24 protein-coding genes and 1 riboswitch are annotated in these 21328 nt (G+C 65.5%); of the genes, 16 read left to right on the forward strand and 8 right to left on the reverse strand.

All coding sequences use genetic code 11. The features are described from left to right. Positions 1-50 precede the first annotated feature (50 nt). Positions 51-1310, reverse strand: coding sequence for an MFS transporter (locus TACI_RS00340; protein ID WP_012868824.1), 1260 nt, complete (start codon positions 1308-1310; stop codon positions 51-53). Between the two features lie 27 nt (positions 1311-1337). Then, positions 1338-2045 (reverse strand): glycerophosphodiester phosphodiesterase, encoded by a 708-nt coding sequence (locus TACI_RS00345; protein ID WP_012868825.1) that lies wholly within the window; start codon positions 2043-2045, stop codon positions 1338-1340. A gap of 319 nt (positions 2046-2364) precedes the next feature. Continuing rightward, positions 2365-2526: riboswitch (cobalamin riboswitch) on the forward strand. A 129-nt stretch (positions 2527-2655) separates the two neighbouring features. On the opposite strand from TACI_RS00345, the gene TACI_RS00350 reads away from it, so the two are divergent. From TACI_RS00350 to TACI_RS00425, 16 genes are read left to right on the forward strand one after another with little or no spacing between them, the layout of a single operon-like run. After that, on the forward strand, positions 2656-4017 hold the full coding sequence (locus TACI_RS00350; protein WP_012868826.1) for an ethanolamine ammonia-lyase subunit EutB: 1362 nt from the start codon (positions 2656-2658) through the stop codon (positions 4015-4017). A gap of 15 nt (positions 4018-4032) precedes the next feature. Next, on the forward strand, positions 4033-4926 hold the full coding sequence (gene eutC / locus TACI_RS00355) for an ethanolamine ammonia-lyase subunit EutC (RefSeq protein ID WP_012868827.1): 894 nt from the start codon (positions 4033-4035) through the stop codon (positions 4924-4926). A 28-nt stretch (positions 4927-4954) separates the two neighbouring features. Then, positions 4955-5608: an ethanolamine utilization microcompartment protein EutL gene (gene eutL, locus TACI_RS00360; protein WP_012868828.1), complete on the forward strand. Its 654-nt coding sequence runs from the start codon at positions 4955-4957 to the stop codon at positions 5606-5608. Between the two features lie 23 nt (positions 5609-5631). Next, positions 5632-6159 carry a BMC domain-containing protein gene (locus tag TACI_RS00365; protein WP_012868829.1) on the forward strand — a complete coding sequence of 176 codons (528 nt, stop codon included), beginning with the start codon at positions 5632-5634 and terminating at the stop codon, positions 6157-6159. After that, positions 6150-7607, forward strand: coding sequence for an acetaldehyde dehydrogenase (acetylating) (locus tag TACI_RS00370; protein ID WP_012868830.1), 1458 nt, complete (start codon positions 6150-6152; stop codon positions 7605-7607). The genes TACI_RS00365 and TACI_RS00370 overlap by 10 nt, the downstream gene beginning before the upstream one ends. A 55-nt stretch (positions 7608-7662) precedes the next feature. Next, positions 7663-7962, forward strand: coding sequence for a BMC domain-containing protein (locus TACI_RS00375; protein ID WP_012868831.1), 300 nt, complete (start codon positions 7663-7665; stop codon positions 7960-7962). Positions 7963-7982: 20 nt separating this feature from the next. Continuing rightward, complete coding sequence (pduL, locus tag TACI_RS00380) at positions 7983-8609, forward strand: phosphate propanoyltransferase (protein ID WP_012868832.1); 627 nt, start codon at positions 7983-7985, stop codon at positions 8607-8609. Continuing rightward, a complete protein-coding gene (gene eutJ / locus TACI_RS00385; RefSeq protein WP_012868833.1) occupies positions 8606-9454 on the forward strand; it encodes an ethanolamine utilization protein EutJ in 849 nt (282 codons plus the stop codon). The genes pduL and eutJ overlap by 4 nt, the downstream gene beginning before the upstream one ends. A 5-nt stretch (positions 9455-9459) precedes the next feature. Then, positions 9460-10128 (forward strand): hypothetical protein, encoded by a 669-nt coding sequence (locus tag TACI_RS00390; protein ID WP_012868834.1) that lies wholly within the window; start codon positions 9460-9462, stop codon positions 10126-10128. Continuing rightward, complete coding sequence (locus tag TACI_RS00395) at positions 10125-10397, forward strand: EutN/CcmL family microcompartment protein (protein ID WP_012868835.1); 273 nt, start codon at positions 10125-10127, stop codon at positions 10395-10397. The genes TACI_RS00390 and TACI_RS00395 overlap by 4 nt, the downstream gene beginning before the upstream one ends. A gap of 42 nt (positions 10398-10439) precedes the next feature. Further along, on the forward strand, positions 10440-11552 hold the full coding sequence (locus tag TACI_RS00400; RefSeq protein ID WP_012868836.1) for an ethanolamine utilization protein EutH: 1113 nt from the start codon (positions 10440-10442) through the stop codon (positions 11550-11552). Beyond that, entirely contained in the window at positions 11536-12132 is a 597-nt protein-coding gene (locus TACI_RS00405; RefSeq protein ID WP_164925066.1) for a cupin domain-containing protein, read from the forward strand. Before TACI_RS00400 ends, TACI_RS00405 begins: the two co-directional genes overlap by 17 nt. 13 nt (positions 12133-12145) lie before the next feature. Then, on the forward strand, positions 12146-12910 hold the full coding sequence (locus tag TACI_RS00410) for a cobalamin adenosyltransferase (RefSeq protein ID WP_012868838.1): 765 nt from the start codon (positions 12146-12148) through the stop codon (positions 12908-12910). Between the two features lie 19 nt (positions 12911-12929). Then, a complete protein-coding gene (gene eutA, locus TACI_RS00415; protein WP_012868839.1) occupies positions 12930-14360 on the forward strand; it encodes an ethanolamine ammonia-lyase reactivating factor EutA in 1431 nt (476 codons plus the stop codon). 11 nt (positions 14361-14371) lie between these two features. Continuing rightward, complete coding sequence (locus TACI_RS00420; protein ID WP_012868840.1) at positions 14372-15721, forward strand: 4Fe-4S dicluster domain-containing protein; 1350 nt, start codon at positions 14372-14374, stop codon at positions 15719-15721. Further along, on the forward strand, positions 15718-16266 hold the full coding sequence (locus TACI_RS00425) for a BMC domain-containing protein (RefSeq protein ID WP_012868841.1): 549 nt from the start codon (positions 15718-15720) through the stop codon (positions 16264-16266). The genes TACI_RS00420 and TACI_RS00425 overlap by 4 nt, the downstream gene beginning before the upstream one ends. Here the strand turns inward: TACI_RS00425 and TACI_RS00430 are convergent. The 6 genes from TACI_RS00430 to phoU all read right to left on the reverse strand — a co-directional run bounded on the left by TACI_RS00430 (position 16263) and on the right by phoU (position 21312). Further along, on the reverse strand, positions 16263-16706 hold the full coding sequence (locus tag TACI_RS00430; RefSeq protein WP_012868842.1) for a EutP/PduV family microcompartment system protein: 444 nt from the start codon (positions 16704-16706) through the stop codon (positions 16263-16265). The genes TACI_RS00425 and TACI_RS00430 overlap by 4 nt on opposite strands. Next, a complete protein-coding gene (locus tag TACI_RS00435) occupies positions 16703-17041 on the reverse strand; it encodes a BMC domain-containing protein (RefSeq protein WP_012868843.1) in 339 nt (112 codons plus the stop codon). Before TACI_RS00435 ends, TACI_RS00430 begins: the two co-directional genes overlap by 4 nt. Positions 17042-17148: 107 nt before the next feature. Beyond that, positions 17149-17937 (reverse strand): lytic transglycosylase domain-containing protein, encoded by a 789-nt coding sequence (locus tag TACI_RS00440; protein ID WP_012868844.1) that lies wholly within the window; start codon positions 17935-17937, stop codon positions 17149-17151. 232 nt (positions 17938-18169) lie between these two features. Next, positions 18170-19933: a sensor histidine kinase gene (locus TACI_RS09365; RefSeq protein ID WP_012868845.1), complete on the reverse strand. Its 1764-nt coding sequence runs from the start codon at positions 19931-19933 to the stop codon at positions 18170-18172. Next, a complete protein-coding gene (locus TACI_RS00450; protein WP_242601116.1) occupies positions 19934-20599 on the reverse strand; it encodes a response regulator transcription factor in 666 nt (221 codons plus the stop codon). 17 nt (positions 20600-20616) lie between these two features. Beyond that, positions 20617-21312: a phosphate signaling complex protein PhoU gene (gene phoU, locus TACI_RS00455; RefSeq protein WP_012868847.1), complete on the reverse strand. Its 696-nt coding sequence runs from the start codon at positions 21310-21312 to the stop codon at positions 20617-20619. Positions 21313-21328 lie beyond the last annotated feature (16 nt).

Consider the following 21328-nt stretch of genomic DNA (forward strand, 5'->3'; position numbering starts at 1 on the left):
TGTTCCTGGTTGCGAAGGAAGGGGGGCTTGTGCCCCCCTTCTTGATTCGTTCATTCCGTCTCCAATGGTATGGTGTTTGATGAGGGGGCCTCTCTGCGGATGTGCTTGAGGAGCAGGTGGGCGGAGACGAAGCCTATGGCCGCCAGGGCGATGAGGGAGAGGAATATGAGCCGGTATCCCTGGATGCCCGGGTAGCGGTCCAGCAGGTTTCCGAAGTAGCTGTAGATGAAGGTGTCCGGCAGGTACCCCACCAGGCTTATGGCCCCGTAGGCGGCGCCGGCCAGGTGGTTGGGGATCCTTATCTCGTCCACCGGGGCGAAGTAGACCCCCTTGACGGCGAAGACGCAGAAGGATGCGGAGAGGGTGGTGGCCAGCATCAGGGCCAGCAGCTTGGGGGAGCCGGGGATGAGGTAGAGGCAGCCCACCAGGGCAGCGATGGCCACGAAGCCCATCCGGATCAGCCGGGTGGCGGATCCGATCCGGTCCGCCAGGATGCCCCCCACGGGTCCGCCCCCCAGGCGTAGCCCGTAGGTCCTTATGATGGCGATGAAGGCCCCCATGGAGACCGACATCTTGAAGACGTCGGTGAGGTAGGGGGTGATGTAGGTTAGCCCCGCGCCGATGCTGTAGCCGGCGAAGATTATCATGGCCGCCAGCCAGATGGCGGGCATCCTGAGCACGTCGCCGATGCCGTCGAACAGGGACTTGGCTCCCTCCGCCACCTCTCCCTTCTTCTCCTCCAGGAGGAAGTAGACCACCACTCCCAGGGCGATCATGGTGGCCGAGTAGAAGATGATGGCCCCCTTGAGGCCCAGCAGGGTGGCACCGAAGGCCTTGAAGACGAATAGGGCCCCGAAGGCGCTTAGGGTGGCGGAGAGGCCCCGACCGAAGTCCAAGAAGCCGAAGAGGCGCCCCTGCTCGGAGCTGTCGCCCAGCATCTTGACGCTCTTGAGCATGGTGGGCCAGAAGGTGAAGACGGTGGTGAAGGCCCAGATGACGTGGATGGCCAGCGCCATGTGGTAGCCCGGGAAGGTGGAGTAGTAGAGCCCCGTGAGGCCGGTGGCTATGAGGGAGAAGGGGACCAGCTTCTTGTAGGGGAGCCGGTCCGCCAGGATGCCCCCCGGCAAGTATAGGAACAGGTTGGCGATCCCGTAGACGGTCATCAGGTTGCCTATCTGGGTGTTGTTTATCTGGAGCGCATTCTGGAGGGGAATGTAGAACTGTTCCCGCAGGTACGGGAGCTGGTAGATTATGCCGCCGGAGAATGCCAGACAGAAGAGGGTTATCCACTTCTTGACGTTTCGGTTCATGGGCTTACCTCCTGAGGTATGAGATGATCAAACGAAAAGGTCCGGTCTGTCGGAGAAGATGCCGCTGACACCCATGGATTCCAGCTCCCGGGCGGTTTGGGGGTCGTTAACCGTGTAGGAGAGCACCTCCAGTCCCATATCCAGGTAGGTCTTCACGTCCTCCCGGTCCACCAGCTCGAAGGCGGGGTGCAGGCTGTAGACCGGGAAGCCCAGCCCCTCCAGGTAGGATCTTGGGTTGACCGGGTAGTGGTAGGTGAGGAGGCCTATCCGTATCTCCGGTAGCAGTTCCTTGATGGTCTTGAGGCCCCGGTGATCGAAGGAGGACACGATGATGTGGTGGTGTTGTCCGAAGTGGCGGATCACCTTGGCCACCTCCTCCTCCAGGCCCCGGCGGCGGTAGGCGATCTGTTTGAGCTCCACGTTGAGGAGCCTGTCGGTGGGCACCGTCTGGAGCACCTCCATGAGGGTTGGTATCCGTTCCCCCTTGAAGGAGGGGTGGAACTTGGCGCCGAAGTCCAGCCGGCGTAGCTCCTCCAGGGTCAGCCGGTCCACCTCTCCGGATCCGTCGGAGGTCCTGTCCACGGTGAAGTCGTGGATCACCACCACTTGTCGGTCCTTGGTGAGCTGCACGTCGATCTCGATGCCGTGGACGTTCAGCTCCAGGCCGCGCCTTATGGCCTCCAGGGTGTTTTCCGGTGCCAGTCCCGCGGCGCCCCGATGTCCTATGATCTTCAAACCTCTCACTCCCCTCTCCCTTGATTTGTCCCCCCAGATACTAAAAAAGCCCGCACGGCCCCATGGGGCCCGCGGGTCTCTGATCTCTAGCGGGACGAATGCCAAATGATATTAGCTTAATTTAAGAGAAAGGTCAATCGGGGGTGGGTTCGGGTTTCTATATTAATTTTATTTTTGTACCAGTGGCATGGTAGTATTAGGGATTAGAAACCATAGCGTAATATTGAGCACTGTTGACTTTTCTGACGAGTCTGGATTATACTAGCTAACAAGGTTTCTATCCCTCTATAGGGGTTTCTGTTTGGCCTTTGCCCGTTGTCAATCTCTGACCAGCCGCGATGCAAGGGAAGCCGATGGGATTTCGGCGCGGGGCCGCCACTGTGATCCGGACCAAGCCGCATTGGAGCCACTGGGTTGTCCCGGGAAGGCGCGGCGGGGGATGATGGTAAGCCAGGAGACCTATCGCGGCGGTGGTAGCTGGGTGCCCGCGGACGCCGGGGACCAGCGCGCTTGGGGCGTTGCCCCTGATGTGGCGCGCCGGGCCCCGGCGGTTCTTTTAGGCTCCCCACCGGGGCCCTCTCACTACACCCAAAGCGGAGGTGATGGAGAGGTGAGGCTAAAGACGAGGCTCTTCGGCCGGGTATACCAGTTCAAGAGCGTCAAGGAGGTCCTGGCCAAGGCGAACGAGGAGAAGTCCGGGGACAGGCTGGCGGGCATAGCGGCCCAGTCCATGGAGGAACGGGTGGCGGCCAAGCACGTTTTGGCCAACCTCACCGTGGCGGACCTGAGGAACAACCCGGTGGTCCCCTACGAGGAGGACGAGGTCACCCGGATAATCCAGGACGACGTGAACGAGAGGATCTACCAGGAGGTGGCGGGCTGGACCATCGGGGAGCTAAGGGAGTGGATCCTGTCCGACCAGGTCACCGGGGAGGACATAAAGCGGGTCAGCCGGGGACTCACCAGCGAGGTGGTGGCCGGGGTGGCCAAGCTGATGAGCAACATGGACCTCATCTACGGGGCCAGCAAGATCCGGATCAGCGCCCACTGTAACACCACCATAGGCCTTCCGGGGACCCTTGCCTCCCGCCTCCAGCCCAACCACCCCACCGACGACGTGGAGGGCATAAGGGCCTCCATCCTGGAGGGGCTATCCTACGGGGTGGGGGACGCGGTCATAGGCCTTAACCCGGTGGACGACACGGTGGAGAACGTCAAGAAGATCCTCCACAGCTTCCAGGAGCTCAAGGAGCGCTATCAGATCCCCACCCAGATATGCGTCCTGGCCCACGTGACCACCCAGATGGAGGCGGTCCGCCAGGGGGCCCCCACGGACCTTTTCTTCCAGAGCATCGCCGGATCCCAGAAGGGCAACGAGGCCTTCGGCATATCGGGCACCATGCTGGCGGAGGCCATGGAGCTGGCGGCCCGGCAGGGCACCTCAACGGGCCCCAACTTCATGTATTTCGAGACTGGCCAGGGGTCCGAGCTCTCCTCCGACGCCCACTTCGACGCGGACCAGGTCACCATGGAGGCCCGGTGCTACGGCTTCGCCAAGCGCTTCAAGCCCTTCCTGGTGAACACCGTGGTTGGGTTCATCGGCCCCGAGTACCTCTACGACAGCAGACAGGTGATCCGGGCGGGGCTGGAGGACCACTTCATGGGGAAGCTGACCGGGATACCCATGGGGTGCGACGCCTGCTACACCAACCACATGAAGGCGGACCAGAACGACATCGAGAACCTGGCGGTGCTACTCACCGCCGCGGGGTGCAACTACTTCATGGGGATACCCCACGGGGACGACGTGATGCTCAACTACCAGTGCACCGGCTACCACGACACCGCCGCGTTGAGGCAGCTCCTCAAGGTACGGCCCATAGGGGAGTTCGAGCGCTGGCTTGAGAAGTGGGGGATTCTGGAGAACGGGGTGCTGACCCAGCGAGCCGGGGACGCCTCCATCTTCTGCTGACAGGAGGGGTGATCGATGGTCAAGGAACAGGATCTCAAGCAGCTGGTGATGGAGATATTGAACGAGATGTCCCGGGGGGCAGAGCCCAGCCCGACCCAGCCGTCAACCCCGCCTCAGGGGGCCCAGGAGGCCCCGTCGGGCCAGGAGGGGGAGCTACCAGACCTCACCCAGGTGGACATAAGGACCCAGTGCCTGGTCCCATCCCCCAAGGACCCGGCGGCGCTCATGGCTATGAAGGCCAAGACCCCCGCCAGGATAGGGGTATGGCGGGCGGGGCCCCGGTACAAGACCGAGACCCTCCTCCGGTTCAGGGCGGATCACGCCGCCGCCCAAGATGCGGTCTTCAGCGAGGTCTCCGATGAGTTTCTCGCCAAGAACGACCTCCAGGTGGTCAAGACCGAGTGCGCCGACAAGGACCAGTTCCTCACCCGACCGGACCTTGGCCGCCGGTTCTCCCCCGAGGCTACGGAGACCATAAAGCGCCTGGTGGGATCGCCCCCCAAGGTGCTGGTCTACATCTCCGACGGGCTCAGCACCACCGCGGTGGAGACCAACGCCATAGACACCTTCAAGGCCATGGCCCAGGCGCTGGACCGACAGGGCATAAAGTTGCCCAAGCCCTTCTTCGTAAAGTACGGCCGGGTGCCCGCCATGGACGTGATCTCCCAGGTGACCGGGGCGGAGGTGGTCTGCGTCCTCATCGGCGAACGCCCCGGGCTGGTTACCGCGGAGAGCATGTCCGCCTACATCACCTACAAGGGCACCGTGGGGATGCCGGAGGCGAAGCGCACCGTGGTCTCCAACATCCACTCCGGCGGCACCCCTGCGGTGGAGGCGGGGGGATACGTGGCGGAGATCATAAAGCTCATGCTGGAGAAGCGGGCCAGCGGAATAGACCTAAAGCTTTAGCCGCTTTGTAATTAAGGGGGGAAGGCAAATGAAGGGAGATCCTTTGAAGGCTAGGCTTCTGAGCGTGAAGATAATCCCCAACGTGAACCCCGACATGGCCAAGGCCCTGGGCCTGAGGCCCGATCAGAGGAGCCTGGGGATGGTGACCGCCGACAGCGACGACGTGACCTACACGGCGCTGGACGAGGCCACCAAGAAGGCGGACGTGGAGGTGGTCTACGCCAAGTCCTTCTACGGTGGGGCCGCCAACGCCAACACCAAGCTGGCGGGGGAGATCATAGGCATCATAGCGGGCCCGAACCCCGCGGAGGTGAGAAGCGGCCTCAACGCCATAGCGGACGTGATAGAGAACGAGGCATGGTTTGTATCCGCTAACGACGATGACACAATACCCTACTACGCCCACTGCATATCCAGGACCGGTAGCTACCTGTCCAAGGTGGCGGGCATAAAGGAGGGGGAGGCCCTGGCGTACCTGATCGCCCCCCCGCTGGAGGCCATGTACGCCCTTGACGCGGCACTCAAGGCGGCGGATGTGCGGCTGGCTGCCTTCTACGGCCCCCCGTCGGAGACCAATTTCGGCGGAGGCCTCCTCACCGGATCCCAGTCGGCCTGTAAGGCCGCCTGTGACGCCTTCGCCCAGGCGGTGATCTTCGTGGCCGAGAACCCCCTGCTCTTCTAGCCCCCTGAGGGAGGCGGGCAGAGGTGGAGGGGCGCTCGACGGGCAGGGCCCTGGGCATTCTGGAGGTGAGGGGCATGCTGGGGGCGGTGGAGGCGGCGGACTCGGCCCTGAAGGGGGCGTCGGTCGCCCTGGTGGACCTGGTGAAGGTCAAGGGGGGGATCGTCACCGTCCTGCTCTCCGGGGACGTGGGTTCCGTCCGGGCGGCGGTGGATGTGGCGGTGGCCTCCCTGGGACGCCTGGGGATACCGGTGACGTCCCACGTGATAGCCAGGCCCGCACCGGAGGTGCACCAGATGCTGGGCCACCAGGGGGAGCCGGAGGGGAAGGCCTGTGTCCCCCCCGATGAGGAGCCGAAGGAGTCCCCGGCGGGCACCGGGGGGGATGTGCCGGACCTGGAGTCCATGACGGTGGCCCAGCTGAGGCGTCTGGCCAGGTCCCTGCCGGTTCAGATGGACCGGGGGCGGATAAAGTTCGCCTCCAAGGGGGAGCTGATAAGACAGATAAGGGCCCTCTACCGGGGCCCGGGGGGAGGTGAGCGCCAGTGCAGGTGAGAGACCGGGACCTTCTGTCCCGACAGGAGGCCAGGGACCTCATATCCGCCGCCAGGGCGGCCCAGCGGGAGCTGGCCCGGATGGACCAGGAGCAGATAGACCGCCTGGTCCGGGCCCTGGCCAACGCTGCCATGGAGGAGGCGGACCGGCTGGGCAGGATGGCCCACGAGGAGACCGGCTACGGGAAGCCGGAGGACAAGGCCCTCAAGAACCGGTTCGCCGCCCTGGGGGTCTACGAGGCCATAAAGGACATGAGGACCGTGGGGATCATAGGGGAGGACCCGAAACGGCGGGTCATCGAGGTGGCAGTCCCGGTGGGGGTCATAGCGGCCCTCATACCCTCCACGAACCCCACGTCTACCACCATATTCAAGGCCATGATAGCCCTCAAGTCCGCCAACGGGATCGTGTTCTCCCCGCATCCCAGCGCCAAGGGGTGCATCATGGAGACCGTGAGGATCCTCTCCCGGGCGGTGGAGGAGGCGGGGGGGCCCAAGGGGATCTTCGGTTGCATGTCGGTCCTGTCCCCCGAGGGGACCCAGGAGCTGATGAGGTCCGATCAGGTGTCCCTGATCCTGGCCACCGGCGGCTCCGCCATGGTGAAGGCCGCCTACAGCTCCGGAACCCCCGCCATAGGGGTGGGGCCCGGCAACACCCCCGCCTTCATCGATAGGACCGCCCACGTGCCCCAGGCGGTGTCCAGGATCGTGGCCAGCAAGACCTTTGACTACAGCACCATCTGCGCCTCCGAGCAGTCGGTGGTGGTGGACCGCAAGGTGGAGGCCCAGGTCCGGGAGGAGTTCGTAAGACAAGGGGGCTACTTCCTGCCCCCGGAGGACGCGGAGAGGGTGGCCAGGACCATCTTCCTACCCTCGGGGCTCATGAACCCCCGCACGGTGGGCCGAAGCCCCAGGCACATAGCGGAGATGGCGGGCATATCCATCCCGGAGGGCACCAGGCTCCTGCTGGCCGAGGGTGGCGGGGTGGGTAAGGAGTACCCCTTCTCCCAGGAGAAGCTCTGTCCCGTGCTGGCCTTCTACGCCGAGGACGGCTGGGAGGCCTGTTGCGAGCTGTGCATCCGCCTCCTGGACTTCGAGGGGGCGGGGCACACCCTGGCCATCCACTCCAACGACATGGAGGTGATCCGTCAGTTCGGGCTCAAGAAGCCCGTGTCCCGGGTGATAGTGAACGCCGGGTCCGCCCTGGGGGCCGTGGGTGCCACCACTAACCTGCTCCCCTCCATGACGCTGGGTTGCGGGGCGGCGGGACACAATGCCACGTCGGACAACGTGGGACCCCTCCACCTGATCAACGTGAGGCGGGTGGCCTGGGGGGTCCGGGAGATCGAGGACCTGTCGGCCCCAGGACCCCGGGAGCCCGGGGGAAGGGACCTGGACCGGCTGGTGGACCGGATAACCGAGGAGATCTTGAGGCGGCTTCAGGCCTAGCCGGGGCGGCGGGGCCGTCCTGTAGGTAGACCACTGCGACGAGGAGGTAGGGGACATGAACAACAACATGCAGGCTCTGGGAATGATCGAGACCAAGGGTTTAGTGGGGGCCATCGAGGCGGCGGACGCCATGGTCAAGGCCGCCAACGTGACGCTGATAGGCAAGGTCCTGGTGGGCGGTGGGCTGGTTACCGTGATGGTGCGGGGCGACGTGGGGGCGGTGAAGGCCGCCACCGACGCGGGGGCCGCAGCGGCCAGCAAGGTGGGGGAGCTCATATCGGTCCACGTGATCCCCAGGCCCCACTCGGAGGTGGAGTTCATCCTCCCCAAGCTATCCCCCTCGGAGGGGGCCTGAGCGGCGGGTAGGTGAGACCCATGGGGTCCCGTGATACGGGGGAGCTGGCGGACCGGGTGCTGGAGGTCCTGAGGGAGCGGTTCACGTTCCCGGTGGAGGCCTCGGGGCGTCACGTGCACCTCTCGGGTCCCCACGTGGCGGCCCTCTTCGGGGAGGGTCACGTGCTCTCCCCCGCACGGCCCCTATCCCAGCCGGGCCAGTTCCTGTGTGAGGAGCGGGTCACCCTGGTGGGGCCCAAGGGGGAGATCCGTAACGTGGCGGTCCTGGGGCCCGAGAGGGGAAGGACCCAGGTGGAGGTGTCCCTGACCGATGGGGCGGCCCTGGGGATCCAGGTGCCGGTCCGGGAGTCGGGACAGGTGGAGGGCACCCCGGGGGTCCTGCTGGTGGGCCCCCGGGGGGAGGTGCAGCTGGAGGAGGGCCTCATCGCCGCCCTGAGGCATATCCACATGGACCCCCTGGACGCGGCCCTGCTGCAGGTGCGGGACGGGCAGACGGTCAGCGTCCGGGTGGAGGGGGACAGACCGGTGATCTTCGAGCAGGTGCTGGTCCGGGTGTCCCCCAAGTTCCAGCTGGCCATGCACATCGACTACGACGAAGCCAACGCCTGCGGCTATCGCATGGGCGTGAGGGGGAGGTTGGTGCCATGACGGGTCCATTGGGGGTCATGTCCCCGGAGGCCCTCCTGGAGGAGGCGTTCCGGACCGGGGATGAGACCCGGCGGGACTGGGAGGGCCCCCTTCGAGTGGGGGTGGACCTGGGCACCGCATCGGTGGTGCTCACCGTGGTGGACCGGTGGGGGCGGCCGGTGGCCTTCGAGATGGAGGAGGCCTCGGTGGTCCGGGACGGCCTGGTGGTGGACTTCGCCGGTGCCTCCGCCATAGTTAGGCGCCTCAAGGGTCGGCTGGAGGGGCGCATAGGGGAGGAGCTTGTGGCCTCCGCCATAGCCCTGCCCCCCGGCACCTCCGAGCGGGACGGGGCCGCCCACCGGTACGTGGTGGAGGGCTCCGGGCTGGAGGTGTTGGCGGTGATGGACGAGCCCACCGCGGCCAACCACGTCCTGGGGGTAAGCGACGGGGCGGTGGTGGACATAGGGGGCGGCACCACCGGGATAGCCGCATTCCGGGACGGACGGGTGGTCCGGGTCCACGACGAGCCCACCGGGGGGGTCCACGTGTCGCTGGTCATAGCGGGAAATAGGGGGATCCCCCTGGAGGAGGCGGAGGCCCTGAAGCGGGACCCCGCCATGCAGGGGGAGTTGCTGGGGGTGGTGAAGCCGGTCTTCCAGAAGATGGGGGCCATCGTCCGGCGCTCCATTCAGGGGCTTCCAATGGAGAGGCTGTATCTGGTGGGGGGCACCTGCGCCTTCGGGGGGATAGACCGGGTCCTTGGGGCGGAGGTAGGGATCCAGGCCTCCATACCCCCCCATCCGTTCCTGGTGACCCCCCTGGGCATAGCCCTGGGCTGTCCCGTCCGTTTGGATTGGAAGGGGTGAGGTGAATGGATCGGTCCCAGCTGGTGGACCTGGTGGTCAAGGAGCTCATGCGGCGGCTGGGCCCGGAGCTCTCCTCCTCTGGGGGGGACGTGCTGGTGGCCGGGGAGGTTTCGGACCTGCCGGATGGCTACCGTAGGTCCCTGTCCCTGGTGCCATGCTCGGATTGCGTATCTCCCGGAGGGTTCTTGGCGGTGCTGGTGCCCCGGCTGTCCATGGGGCAACTGGTGATGGCCTCCCTAGGGGTGCCCCAGGACCCGGTGACGTCCCTGATCCTGGACGGGCTGGTCTCGGGGGTGCCGGTGATGGTGACCCGGGAGGCGCTGGGCTGGATGGGGGGCCTTCGCCCCGGATCTCCCCTTGCGAACCACTACCGGGCCTGCCTGGACCGGCTCATGTCCTTCGGTGTACGGGTGGTGGGCGGTCCCGAGGAGGTGGCGACTCCGGGGGAGTGTAGGGTGGCTCCGGCGGAGCCGATGGAGGCCCGTTCCCCCCAGGGATCCGGTGATGTGCTGGACCTCCGGGGGATCCGGGTGGTCTCCGAGCGGGATTTGAAGGATCGGCTGACCGAGGGGGTCCGGTGCATCCTGGTGGATCCCCGGGCCATAGTTACCCCCCTGTGCGGTGACCTTTTGAGGACCAGGGGAGTGGAGTTGCGTAGGGGGGACGGGGTTTGATCATAGCCAAGGTGATAGGCAACGTGTGGGCCACCAAGAAGGACGATAGCCTCAACGGGCTCAAGTTCTTCGTGGTCCTTCCCTGCAAGGGGGAGGCGAGCCAGAGCTTCGTGGCGGTGGATGCGGCGGGGGCCGGCATAGGGGACCACGTGCTGGTGTCCCAGGGCAGCTCCGCCCGGGTCCTCTTCAGGGACGGGACGGTGCCGGTGGACGCGGTGATAGTGGGGATCATCGACTCGGTGGAGGTGGACGAGTCCCTGCTGGGCTAGCGGGTGCCGGGGCCTATTGGATCGATCGGAGGTGAGGTCCGTATGGGTATAAACGACGTGATCCTTTACGTTATGACCGGGTTCATGGTGATAGGGGCGGTGGACAGGGCGTTCTTCGGCAACCGCTGGGGCTTCGGTGAGAAGTTCGAGGAGGGCTTCATGGCCATGGGCTCCCTGATGCTGGCCATGGGTGGAGTCATAACCATAGCCCCCCTGCTGGCGGAGCTACTCAAGCCGGTCATAGTCCCCCTCTACACCATGGTGGGGGCGGATCCCTCCATGTTCGCCACCACCCTTCTGGCCTGTGACATGGGTGGTTACCCCTTGGCCATGAAGATGGCCATAAACCCCACGGTTGGCAAGTTCGCGGGGATAATCCTGGGATCCATGATGGGGCCCACCATAGTCTTCTCCATCCCGGTGGCGCTGGGGATCATAGAGAAGAAGGACCATCCCGCCCTGGCCAAGGGGATCCTCATAGGGATGATCACCATCCCCCTGGGGTGCTTCGCCGGGGGGCTACTGATGCTCAATGGGGAGTTCCCCTTCATGGTGATGCTCATCAACCTGGTGCCGGTGGTGGTCTTCTCCGTCCTGATAGTGCTGGGGCTCAAGATGATCCCCGAGACCATGATCCGGGGGTTCATCCTCTTCGGCAAGGGGGTTGTGTCGGTGATCACCATAGGGCTGGCCATGGGCATAATCGAGGCCCTCTCCCCCTTCCGGTTCTTCCCCGAGGGGTCCCCAATGGCGCTGACCCCCCTTACGGAGTCCTATGCGGTCATGGGGGCCATCGCCATAGTCCTGGCGGGCGCTTTCCCCATGGTGTCCTTCATAACCAAGGTCTTCAATAAGCCCCTCATGGCCTTCGGCAAGAGGCTGGGGATGAACGACGTGTCCGCCGCGGGTATGGTGGCCACCTTGGCCAACAACATCCCCATGTTCACCATGATGAAGGACATGGACGAGCGGGGCAAGGTGATAAACGTGGCCTTCGCGGTCAGCGCCGCCTTCGTCTTTGGCGATCACCTGGGCTTCACCGCCGGGGTGGAGCGGGGGCTGATCCTGGCCATGATAGTGGGCAAGTTGGTTGGGGGGATCACTGCGGTGATCCTGGCCTGCAAGTTCACCCCGGCCAATGGCCAGGCCAAGTAGGTGGGATTCGAGCCCTTTGGGCGGGGGCCTGAGGGTCCCCGCCGGCTCCCCTTGGGGGGGCTGGATCTACAGGAGCTTCATCCCCAGGCCCTGGAGCCTGGAGGGGAAGCCCGCGGAGGGGGTGTGTCCTTTGAACCGGGAAGAGCTTAAGGGAATGATCAGGGAGGTACTTCTGGACATACTGAAGGACCAGGGGGTGGAGGGGTCGTCGGTACCCAAGGTCCGGGACCCCAGCGGGGTGCTGGCGGTCAGGGCCGGGGAGGTCCGGCCCGAGAGGTTCGACACCGGCAAGCCCTCGGACCGGGTCTACCTCAAGGACATCCTCTCCCTGGAGGAGAGCCCCCGGCTGGGGTGCGGGGTGATGGAGATGGAGAGGAGCACCTTCAAGTGGACCCTCCGGTACGACGAGGTGGACTACGTGATAGACGGGACCCTGGAGATAGTGGTGGACGGCCGGCGGGTGGTGGGGCACAAGGGGGACGTGATCTTCATCCCCGCCAACTCCACCATCCACTTCAGCACCCCGGACTTCGTCCGGTTCCTCTACGTGACCTATCCCGCCGACTGGGCATCCCAGTGACGGGGGTGATCCCATGAAGCTGGTGACCGAGCAGGACCTGAGGGCCCAGATAGGGGGTAAGGAGGTGGACCGGTACGTGGTGGACCGGGACACCATAGTTACCCCGTCGGCCCGGCAGTACCTGTCGGATAGGCGGATCCAGCTGGTGGTGGAGAGCCCCAAGGTGGACCTCCCCGCCGGGGAGGAAGAGGGGCCCCGGGAGGTCCTCCGGGCTGCCCTTCCTGCCCCCTTTGTTGGCCCCGACGGGGGGGCCTTCCGGGAGAAGCCGGAGCACATGACCCACCTAAAGGGGAACCGGCTGGTCCCCAAGGGGCATCCGGTGATCGCATTCCGGGGCAAGCTGGACACCCTGCAGGCCCGGATAGTGGCCCTGCAGGCCCGGGCAGCGGAGGTGGGCCGGGAGGACCTGGCGGAGGAGCTGGAGGACTTCCTTGGCCTGGTGAGGGGGCTGGTGAGCGCGGAGGTGATGGGCTCGCCGGTGGAGGAGATCCCCCTCATGGGGATGGAGTGGGATCAGATAAGGCGCATGTCCCACAACCCCCGGAAGCACTTTGGAATTGGGCACATAAGGGCCCACTACTCCATGGGGTCCATATGCGCGGAGCTGAACCTGCTCAGGGCCTTAGCCCGGGAGGCGGAGCTGGCGGCCTTCAAGGCCTTCAACCGGGAGGAGGGACCGAGCCGGCCGGACGTGATAAGGGCACTCAACCGGCTCAGCAGTGCCTTCTACGTGATGATGTACCGGAACCTTCCCAAGGGGTACGATAAGGAGTACTGATTTTTCAGGGGGGTGTGACATGGGGGAGGTGCTCACCAGCGTTGGCATAGACATAGGCACCACCACAACCCAGCTTATCTTCAGCCAGCTGGTGCTGGACGACCGGGCCGCCATGTCCTCCGCACCCAGCGTGTCGGTGGTGGAGAAGCGGGTGATCTACCGGAGCCGGATCCACTTCACCCCCCTTCTGTCCCCCACGGAGATAGACGCCCGGGCGGTGAGGCGCCTGGTGGAGGAGGAGTACCGGCTGGCGGGGGTGGATCCCCGGGAGGTGAACGCTGGGGCGGTGATAATAACCGGTGACACCGCCCGGAAGGAGAACGCCCAGGCGGTCCTGGAGAGCGTGGAGGGCATGGCGGGGGACTTCGTGGTGGCCACCGCCGGTTCAGACCTGGAGGCCATCCTGGCCGGCAAGGGGTCGGGGGCGGAGGCCCTCTCCAGGCGGGAGGGCTCCACGGTGGCCAACCTGGACGTGGGTGGCGGGACCACCAACGTGGCGGTCTTCCGGGAGGGGCACGTGGTGGATACCTCGTGCCTCAACGTGGGGGGACGGCTCGTCCGCCTCTCCCAGGATGGCACGGTGGAGCATGTGTCGGACCTGATATCCCCGGTGCTGGATCACCTGGGGCTCCGGATCCGGGCGGGGGATCGGCTGGAGCCTAAGGTGGCGGAGTCCATCTGCGGACGGATGGCTTCCCTGTGCGATGAGCTCCTGGGGCTGGTCCCCAGGACATCCCTGCTGGATCGGATGCTGACGTCCCACGACCTGAAGGACCCCCGCAGGGAGCTGGACCGGATAACCATATCCGGTGGGGTGGGGGACTGCATCCACCAGGGGGTGTGGGACGATCCCTATCGGTACGGGGACCTGGGGGTCCTTCTGGCCCGGGCCATGATGGGCACCCGGATGTTCGCCCTGGGTAAGGTGGTCCCCCCGGAGGAGACCATAAGGGCCACGGTGGTGGGGGCCGGGAGCCACTCCATGGAGCTGAGCGGCAGCACCATAGGGTTCAGCCACGATGGGGTCTTTCCCCTGAGGAACCTGCCGATCCTCAGGGTGTCCGAGGCGGAGGAGGCCCACTGCCTGCCCCAGGCGTTGAGGGAGAGGCTGGGCTGGTTCATGGACTCTGCGGGGGAGCAGATGAGGGTGGCCCTGGCGCTCAAGGGGTTGAGCAACCCATCCTTTGAGGAGGTCCAGCGTCTGGCGGAGGAGATCCTGGAGGGGCTGGGGGACTACCCGGTCAGGTCAGGGCTCTTGGTCCTGGTGGTGGAGCGGGACATGGGGAAGGCGCTGGGCTACGCCCTTTCGAGCCGGCTGCCCCAGGACGTGAGGGTGGTCAGCGTGGACGGCGTGAGGGTTGAGAACGGGGACTACGTGGACATAGGCCGTCCCCTGGCCCGGGGGCGGGTGTTGCCGGTGGTGATAAAGACCCTGGTCTTCGGGGCCTGAGGGGGGGTTAGATGGAGGATCTGGTGAGCGCCGTGAGGGACGCGGGGGTGGTCGGGGCCGGTGGGGCCGGGTTCCCCACCCATGTGAAGCTTGGCGGCGGGTGTGAGTCGGTCCTGGTGAACGGGGCGGAGTGCGAGCCCCTTCTTGAGGTGGATCAGCAGCTGATGGCCCTGTACCCCTCCAGGGTGTTGGAGGCGCTGGACGCGGTGGTCCGGTCCCTGGGGGCCCGGGAGGGGATCATAGGCATCAAAGACAAGTACCGGGAGGCCTTGGAGGCCCTGGGGGGCGAGATCGGTGGGTTCCCATCCCTCCGTTTGCACGTGTTGCCCAACGTCTACCCCGCCGGGGACGAGCAGGTGCTTGTCTACGAGGCCACGGGTCGGATAGTGCCCGAGGGGGGGATCCCCCTGGAGGTGGGGGTTGTGGTGCTCAACGTGGAGACCCTCCTCAATATCTGGGGGGCCATGCGGGGCATCCCGGTGACGGAGAAGTACCTCACCGTCTGCGGGGAGGTGCATAGACCCGCCACAGTGAGGGTCCCCCTCGGGGTCTCGTTCGGTGAGGTGGTAGCGGCGGTGGGGGGCAGTCCCCTTAAGGATTTCGTGGTGATCGACGGGGGCCCCATGATGGGGAGGGTGGTCCGGCGCATGGACGAGCCGGTTACCAAGACCACCAAGGGGCTCATAGTGCTCCCGCCGGACCATCCCCTGGTGGTGGCCAAGGAGAGGGACATGAGGTCCATGATGAGCCTGGCCAAGACCGCCTGCTGTCACTGCATGCTCTGCACCGACCTTTGTCCCCGTTACCTGCTGGGACATCGGCTGAGGCCCGACAAGCTGATGCGCCTTGCGGCCTACAACGACACCTGTGAGGGGGATGCGGCGGCCACCGAGGCCTTCCTGTGCTGCGAGTGCGGCATGTGCGAGGTGGCATGCGTCATGGGGCTGCAGCCCTGGAAGTTGAACCGGGAGCTCAAGTCCCGGATGGGCAGGATGGGGATAAGGAACCCCCACCGAGAGGCCCCTAAGGAGGTCAACCCCTTCAGGTCCTTCCGGGGTTTCCCGACGCCTAAGCTGCTTGGCAGGCTTGGGCTCTCCCGGTACGGTGGGGTGCACGCCCCCATGGGGGAGGTGGAGGTTCAGCCCCGGCGGCTTGTGTTGAAGCTGAAGCAGCACATAGGAGCCCCCTCGGTCCCGGTGGTGGCCCCCGGGAAGAGGGTCGCAAGAGGGGAGCTCCTGGCCCGGCTGGGGGGGAACGTGTCGGCTAACCTTCACGCCCCCTTGGGGGGGCTGGTGGAGTCCGTGGGGGAGGATCTGCTGGTCCTCCGGGTGTCAGATGATCTTGGGGGGGTTGAAGCTTGAAGGGAGCCATAGGCCTTGTGGAGTACAAGACGGTGCCCAAGGGGGTTGAGGCGGCGGACGCCATGCTGAAGGCGTCGGAGGTCAGGCTCCTCTTCTCGTCCCCCATATGTCCCGGCAAGTACGTGACTATAGTGGCTGGAGAGGTGGATGCGGTGAGGACTGCGGTGGGTAAGGCGGTGCAGGTGGGAGGCATCTTCACCGTGGACTCCCACGTGCTCCCCAACGTCCACCCGTCGGTGATCCCCGCATTGACCGCCACGGGGGAGTACGGGGACGTGGAGGCCCTGGGGCTGGTGGAGACCATATCCGCTGTAGCGGCGGTCTCGGCGGGGGACGTGGCCGCCAAGGCCGCGTCGGTTAGCCTTCTGGAGATAAGGATCGCCCGGGGTCTGGGGGGCAAGGGGTTCGTGGTGGTGACCGGTGACCTGGGAAGCGTGGAGGCCTCCATCCGGGCCTGCGAGAGGAAGCTCGGGGAGGAGGGGGGCATCGTCAGCACCGCGGTGATAGCATCCCCCCACCGGGATCTGGTCTCCGCCATGCTCTAGGGGGTCTGTCCCTCCAGGCCGAGCCTCCTGGCCAGGTCCTGGATCCCCTGGCCGGAGACGGAGGAGACCCGGTAGATCTCCCTCACCCCCGCCCCCTGGAGGGCCCTGGCGGCCCGATCCAGCTCCTGCTCCGATGCCAGGTCCGCCTTGGTCACCACTCCTATGACGGAGCCCCTCATGGCCTTCACGAACATGGAGGGGAAGCGGACGGGCCTCTTGGGGTCCGCCACCAGTAGCACCGTGGATGCCCTGGCGGAGTTGGTGATCAGGGTGTGGTAGAACCGGGGGATCTCGAAGAACTCCCCCGGGGTGTCCACCGCGTCCCCGCAGAAGGATATCGCCTCGGTCTTGGATGAGCAGGATGTAAGCCCCAGGGCCCTGAGCAGGGCGGTCTTCCCGGCCCCTATGGGGCCCACGACCATCAGCCTGCGTCGGCTCATGTCCTTGTGATTGGGGCGGGGGTGAAGCCCAGGCTGGAGGAGAGGACCTGGACCGCCATCTGGAGGGAGCTCTCCACCGCCGCCACGTCGCCGGTGAAGAGGATGCAGCCGGTGAACCGGTCGATGAATTCCATGTTAACATTCCCCGCCTTGGAGGCCACGTCGGCGGCTATTATAGCCCCCTCGCCAGGGGTTATGGTCATTATCCCGATGGCCCCCGCCCGCTCCACCCCCACCAGGGAGCAGAGCTCCTCCCTGGGGTTGCATATCATGTGGGCCAGCGTTACCTGCTTGCCCGGCACGTACTCCTGGATGACCCTTGCCTTGGCCTCCAAGTCGACACCTCCCCTTCACCGGAATGGCGCATCATAGCGTCTACGCCATTTTACGCCCACCGGGGGAGGGACGTCACCCCCCGGTGGTGTCCAGGGGGGTGACGTCCCTACTGGGGATAGATGGAGGACCGGATGTTGGCCATCTTGGTGTTTACCTTCCGGAAGTAGGCGGTGGAGGAGCCCCCGTAGTACCGGGCCAGGGCCTTGGGTATGGACCCGTAGGCGTTGATGTATCGGGACAGGAGCAGGCACCCCGCCGCCACCCCCTTCTCGGGGTTGAACATGTCGTCCTTGGTGGCGATGCCGTTGGCCTGCAGGAGCCCATTGTGGACCCGCCACATGACCTGCATGATCCCCATGGCCCCCTTGTTGCTCACCGCCTTGGGGTCGAACCGGCTCTCCGTGTGGGCCACCGCGGTGGACAGGTGCACCGGTATGCCGTACTTGGCGCTGTAGTACACCAGGGCCCCGGCGGTCCTGAGGGCCGTCATGGGGGCCACGCTCGGGTTGGTGCCCCGGATGTAACGGGTCACCGTGGCCACCTTGCGCTGGTCGTCGGCGGAGAAGGAGCCAAGCTTGTGAAGTATGGATTCCGGGTGTCTTAGTAGCCAGGCGGTCAGGTCTTTGGGTGAGAGCCCCATGGATCTGAGGGCGTCCTTGATGGATTGGTGGTATTCCGCGTCCCTTGCCTCTATGGCCACCAGCTTCGGTTCCTCGCCGGGTCCGGCGCTGTCCGCCGGTTTCGAAGCCGATGGTTGTGTGGTGGGGTTGACCTCGTCTATTCGGAAGGACCCTTCCTCTGAGTCCTCCGCGAACCCCGGTGGAGCTAAGGCGATCACCGCCGCCAGGAGGGCCATGCAAATGAGCCCCGCGGCCCAAGTTCGTCCTAGTTTCATCAGGGATGCCTCCTTTAAAATGGTTTTATGTTTTCGTATATTGAGTCCATTTGCCACCTCCCCCGAAGATGTGGGTATTATAACCAAAGACCCCGATGGGGCAAGTTTTGCGCTATAAAATTAAAAGGTCCTGACTGGTTTAACCAAAAACAAACGCCATTGTCGATTTGGGGTAGTCCTTTTGTCGACAATGGCATCTATTTGTACGCCAAATTCGGTAGCTTATTTTAAGCTATTTTTTATCTAGCCCCTTGGAAACCCACAGGAGGAACCGGGAGCCAACCCCCGGCTGGCTCCACTCCAGCCTCACGTCCCCCCCGTGGGCCCGGGCGATCCCCCGGGCGATGGAGAGCCCCAGCCCGTATCCCCCCACGGGCTCACTGGACCTGGACCGGTGTTGGTCCCCCCGGCGGAACCGCTGGAAGATCTGCTCCTCCATCCCAGGGGGCACCCCGGGGCCGTTGTCCTCCACCCACAGGGAGTACCTATCCCCCTGGTCCTCCAACGTCACCTTCACGAGCCCCCCGGGGCTACGGTCGAACTTGGACCGCACGTACTTCACCGCGTTCTCTATGAGGTTCCTCACCGCCGCCTCCATCTCCGCCGACGCCCTGACCGGGGCCTCATGGGGCAGCGACAGCTCCACCTGAACCTCCCCGTCCCGGGCGAGCCAGGAGGCGTCCCCCGCCGCCCTCCGGACCAGGTCCGCCAGGTCCAACTCCCTGGGGTCCCCCAGGTCTCCCCCCTCGAAGCGGGTTAGCAACAGCAGCCGGTCCACCATGTCGGTGAGACGCCTCTGCTGCTCCAGGATCCGGTCGATGAGCATCAGGTTGTCCCCCAGGGCGTAGTCCCGGAGGAGCTCTGCGGCCCCCCGGATCACCGTCAGGGGGGTCTGGAACTCGTGCCCCACGTCGGATACGAAGCGCCTTAGGGCCTCCTCCCCCCGGACCCGCTGGGTTATGTCCTGGACGGTTACCACCGCGGAACCCTGGACGCCTACCCCCCTCATAAGGTAGTGCCGCTCCGACCAGGCGTCGCTCTGGGTCAGGGTGGCCTCCACCTGGCCCCCCTTAAGGAGCTGGTCCACCGCATCCATCAGCTTGGGATGCCTCACCGCCCCCTCCACCGGCGTTCCAGGAGGGCTGTCGGATCTCATTAGGTCCGACATCGGGTCGTTGAAGAACAGGACCCGCCTCTGCCGGTCCACCATGAGGACCCCCACCGGCATGGTTTCCACCAGCCCCTTCAGGGTCCGTCGCTCCTCCTCCAGGTCCTCCATGGCCCGGTTGAGCCGCCGGGCCATCCGGCGGATGCTTAGCCCCAGGAGCCTCACCTCGTTGGGCCCCCCGGGGGGCAGGGGGATATCCTCCCCCGCCTCTGCCCGGTCCGCGGTCCTAGCCAGCTCCAGGATCGGGCCCGTGATCCGCCGCATCCACCAGGTCCCGACCCCTAGAGCCAGGAGCAGCGCCGCCCCCAGGGTGGTCAAGAGCCTCATCCTGAGGGAGGACAGGACCCCCTCGAACCGGTTCCTCTCCAGCGACACCCTGACCACCGTTGGCCCCCCGGGCAGCTCCACCCGCCGGGCCTCGTAGAGGTACTCAACCCCGGTGGTGTCGCTTCGCCTAACCGAGTAGCCCTCCCCGGCCTCGAAGGCCCTACGAACCTCCGGCCTGGTCAGGTGGTTCTCCAGGGACGGAAGCCCCTCGAGGGGCACCTGGCTATCCCACAGGACCCGTCCATCCCGGTCTATCACGGTGCACCTTACCCCCGTGTCGGAGGCCCAATGTCCCAGGACCCGATCCAGACTCTCTGGTTCGGTGCCGCTCAGCCTGACCAGCGCTCCGGCGGATGCGCTCAGGGCCGACAGGTTGGACCGGGTCTCATCCTCCAGGTGGCCCCGGGTGTCCTTCAGGGCGAAGATCCACCATAGGGCAACCAGGGTCACCAGGGGGAGCGCCAGGAGCAGGGTCACCTGGCCCCTTATGGACCTGAGCACCTAGGACACCTCCATGACCCGGTAGCCCCTGCCCCGGACGGTCTTTATGGTAACCCGGGCACCTGCCTCCTCAAGCTTTCGCCTCAGGCGGAACACGTTTACGTCCACGGTCCTGCTGTCGCTCCCCACGTGCCCCCAGATCTTGCCCAGGATCTCCTCCTTGCTCACCAGCCTCCCCCGGCCGGACATGAGCACCTCCAGGAGCCGGTGCTCCGTGGGGGAGAGGTCCAGGGGTCGCCCGTCCACCAGCACGTCCCCCTGGGGCTCCAACGTCAGGTTCCCCATGGATATCTGGACCTCACCCCCCTGGGGGGAGTCGGAGCGCCTCAGGTGGGCCCTCACCCGGGCCATCAGCTCCGGGATGGAGAAGGGCTTCCGGACGTAGTCGTCCGCCCCCGCCTCCAGCCCCGCCACCGCATCCCGCTCGTCCCGCCGGGCGGTAAGCATTATCACCGGCACGTGCCTAAGCTCCTGCTCCTCCCGGATCCTACGGCAGACTTCCCATCCGTCCATCTTGGGCAGCATCAGATCCAGAATTATCAAGTCCGGCACGGCGGTAAGCGCCAGGTCCACCGCTTGGTCTCCGTCCGCGGCACACATGACCGTGTACCCCTGGCGGCGAAACGCCTCGGAGAGGATCTCCCTTATGCCCTCCTCGTCTTCCACCACTAGTATCCTCCATCTCATGACCTATCACCCAGGGGGCGACGAAACTGGGAGGCCTTGACCCGCCGGCCGGTGATCATGAACATGATGTGCTCCCCCAGGTTGGTGGCGTGGTCCCCCGCCCGCTCCAGAACCCGGGCCACCTCCCCCAGGGCCGAGGCCTGGGCGATGGTGGCGGGCCGGTCGATCATTATCATCAGCAGCTCCCGCTCCACCCGGTCCTGCAGGTCGTCCACCTGGTCGTCCATGGCGCACAGCTCCCTGGCCAGGTCCTCGTCCCCGTTGAGGTAGGCCTTCACCGCCAGGTCTAGCATGGCGCACACCCTATCCCCCATGAGGGGGATGTCCATCAGGGGCTTTATGGGCTCCTGGTCCATCAGCCGAAGGGCCCGCTTGGCCACGCTTACACCCAGGTCCGCGATCCTCTCCAGGTCCACCGCCATGTGGATGGCACAGGAGATGGCCCGAAGGTCCGCCCCCAGTGGCTGGTACCGGGCCATGAACTCCAGACAACTCATGTCCAGCCACCCGGCCAGCTGATCTGCCTCGTCATCGGACTCAATTACCCGCCGGGCCTCACTCCGATCCCGTTTAACCAGTGCGGCCACCCCGCCCCGGATGGACGCCTCCGCCATGGCCCCTAGCCGCATCATCCCGGACCTTATCTCCCCCAGGTCCTGGTCCATGTGCTTTCTTATGTTCAAAGGCTCCATTGAAGACCAACCCCCA

It is taken from the genome of Thermanaerovibrio acidaminovorans DSM 6589, assembly GCF_000024905.1.
In the GTDB taxonomy this organism is placed as follows: domain Bacteria; phylum Synergistota; class Synergistia; order Synergistales; family Synergistaceae; genus Thermanaerovibrio; species Thermanaerovibrio acidaminovorans.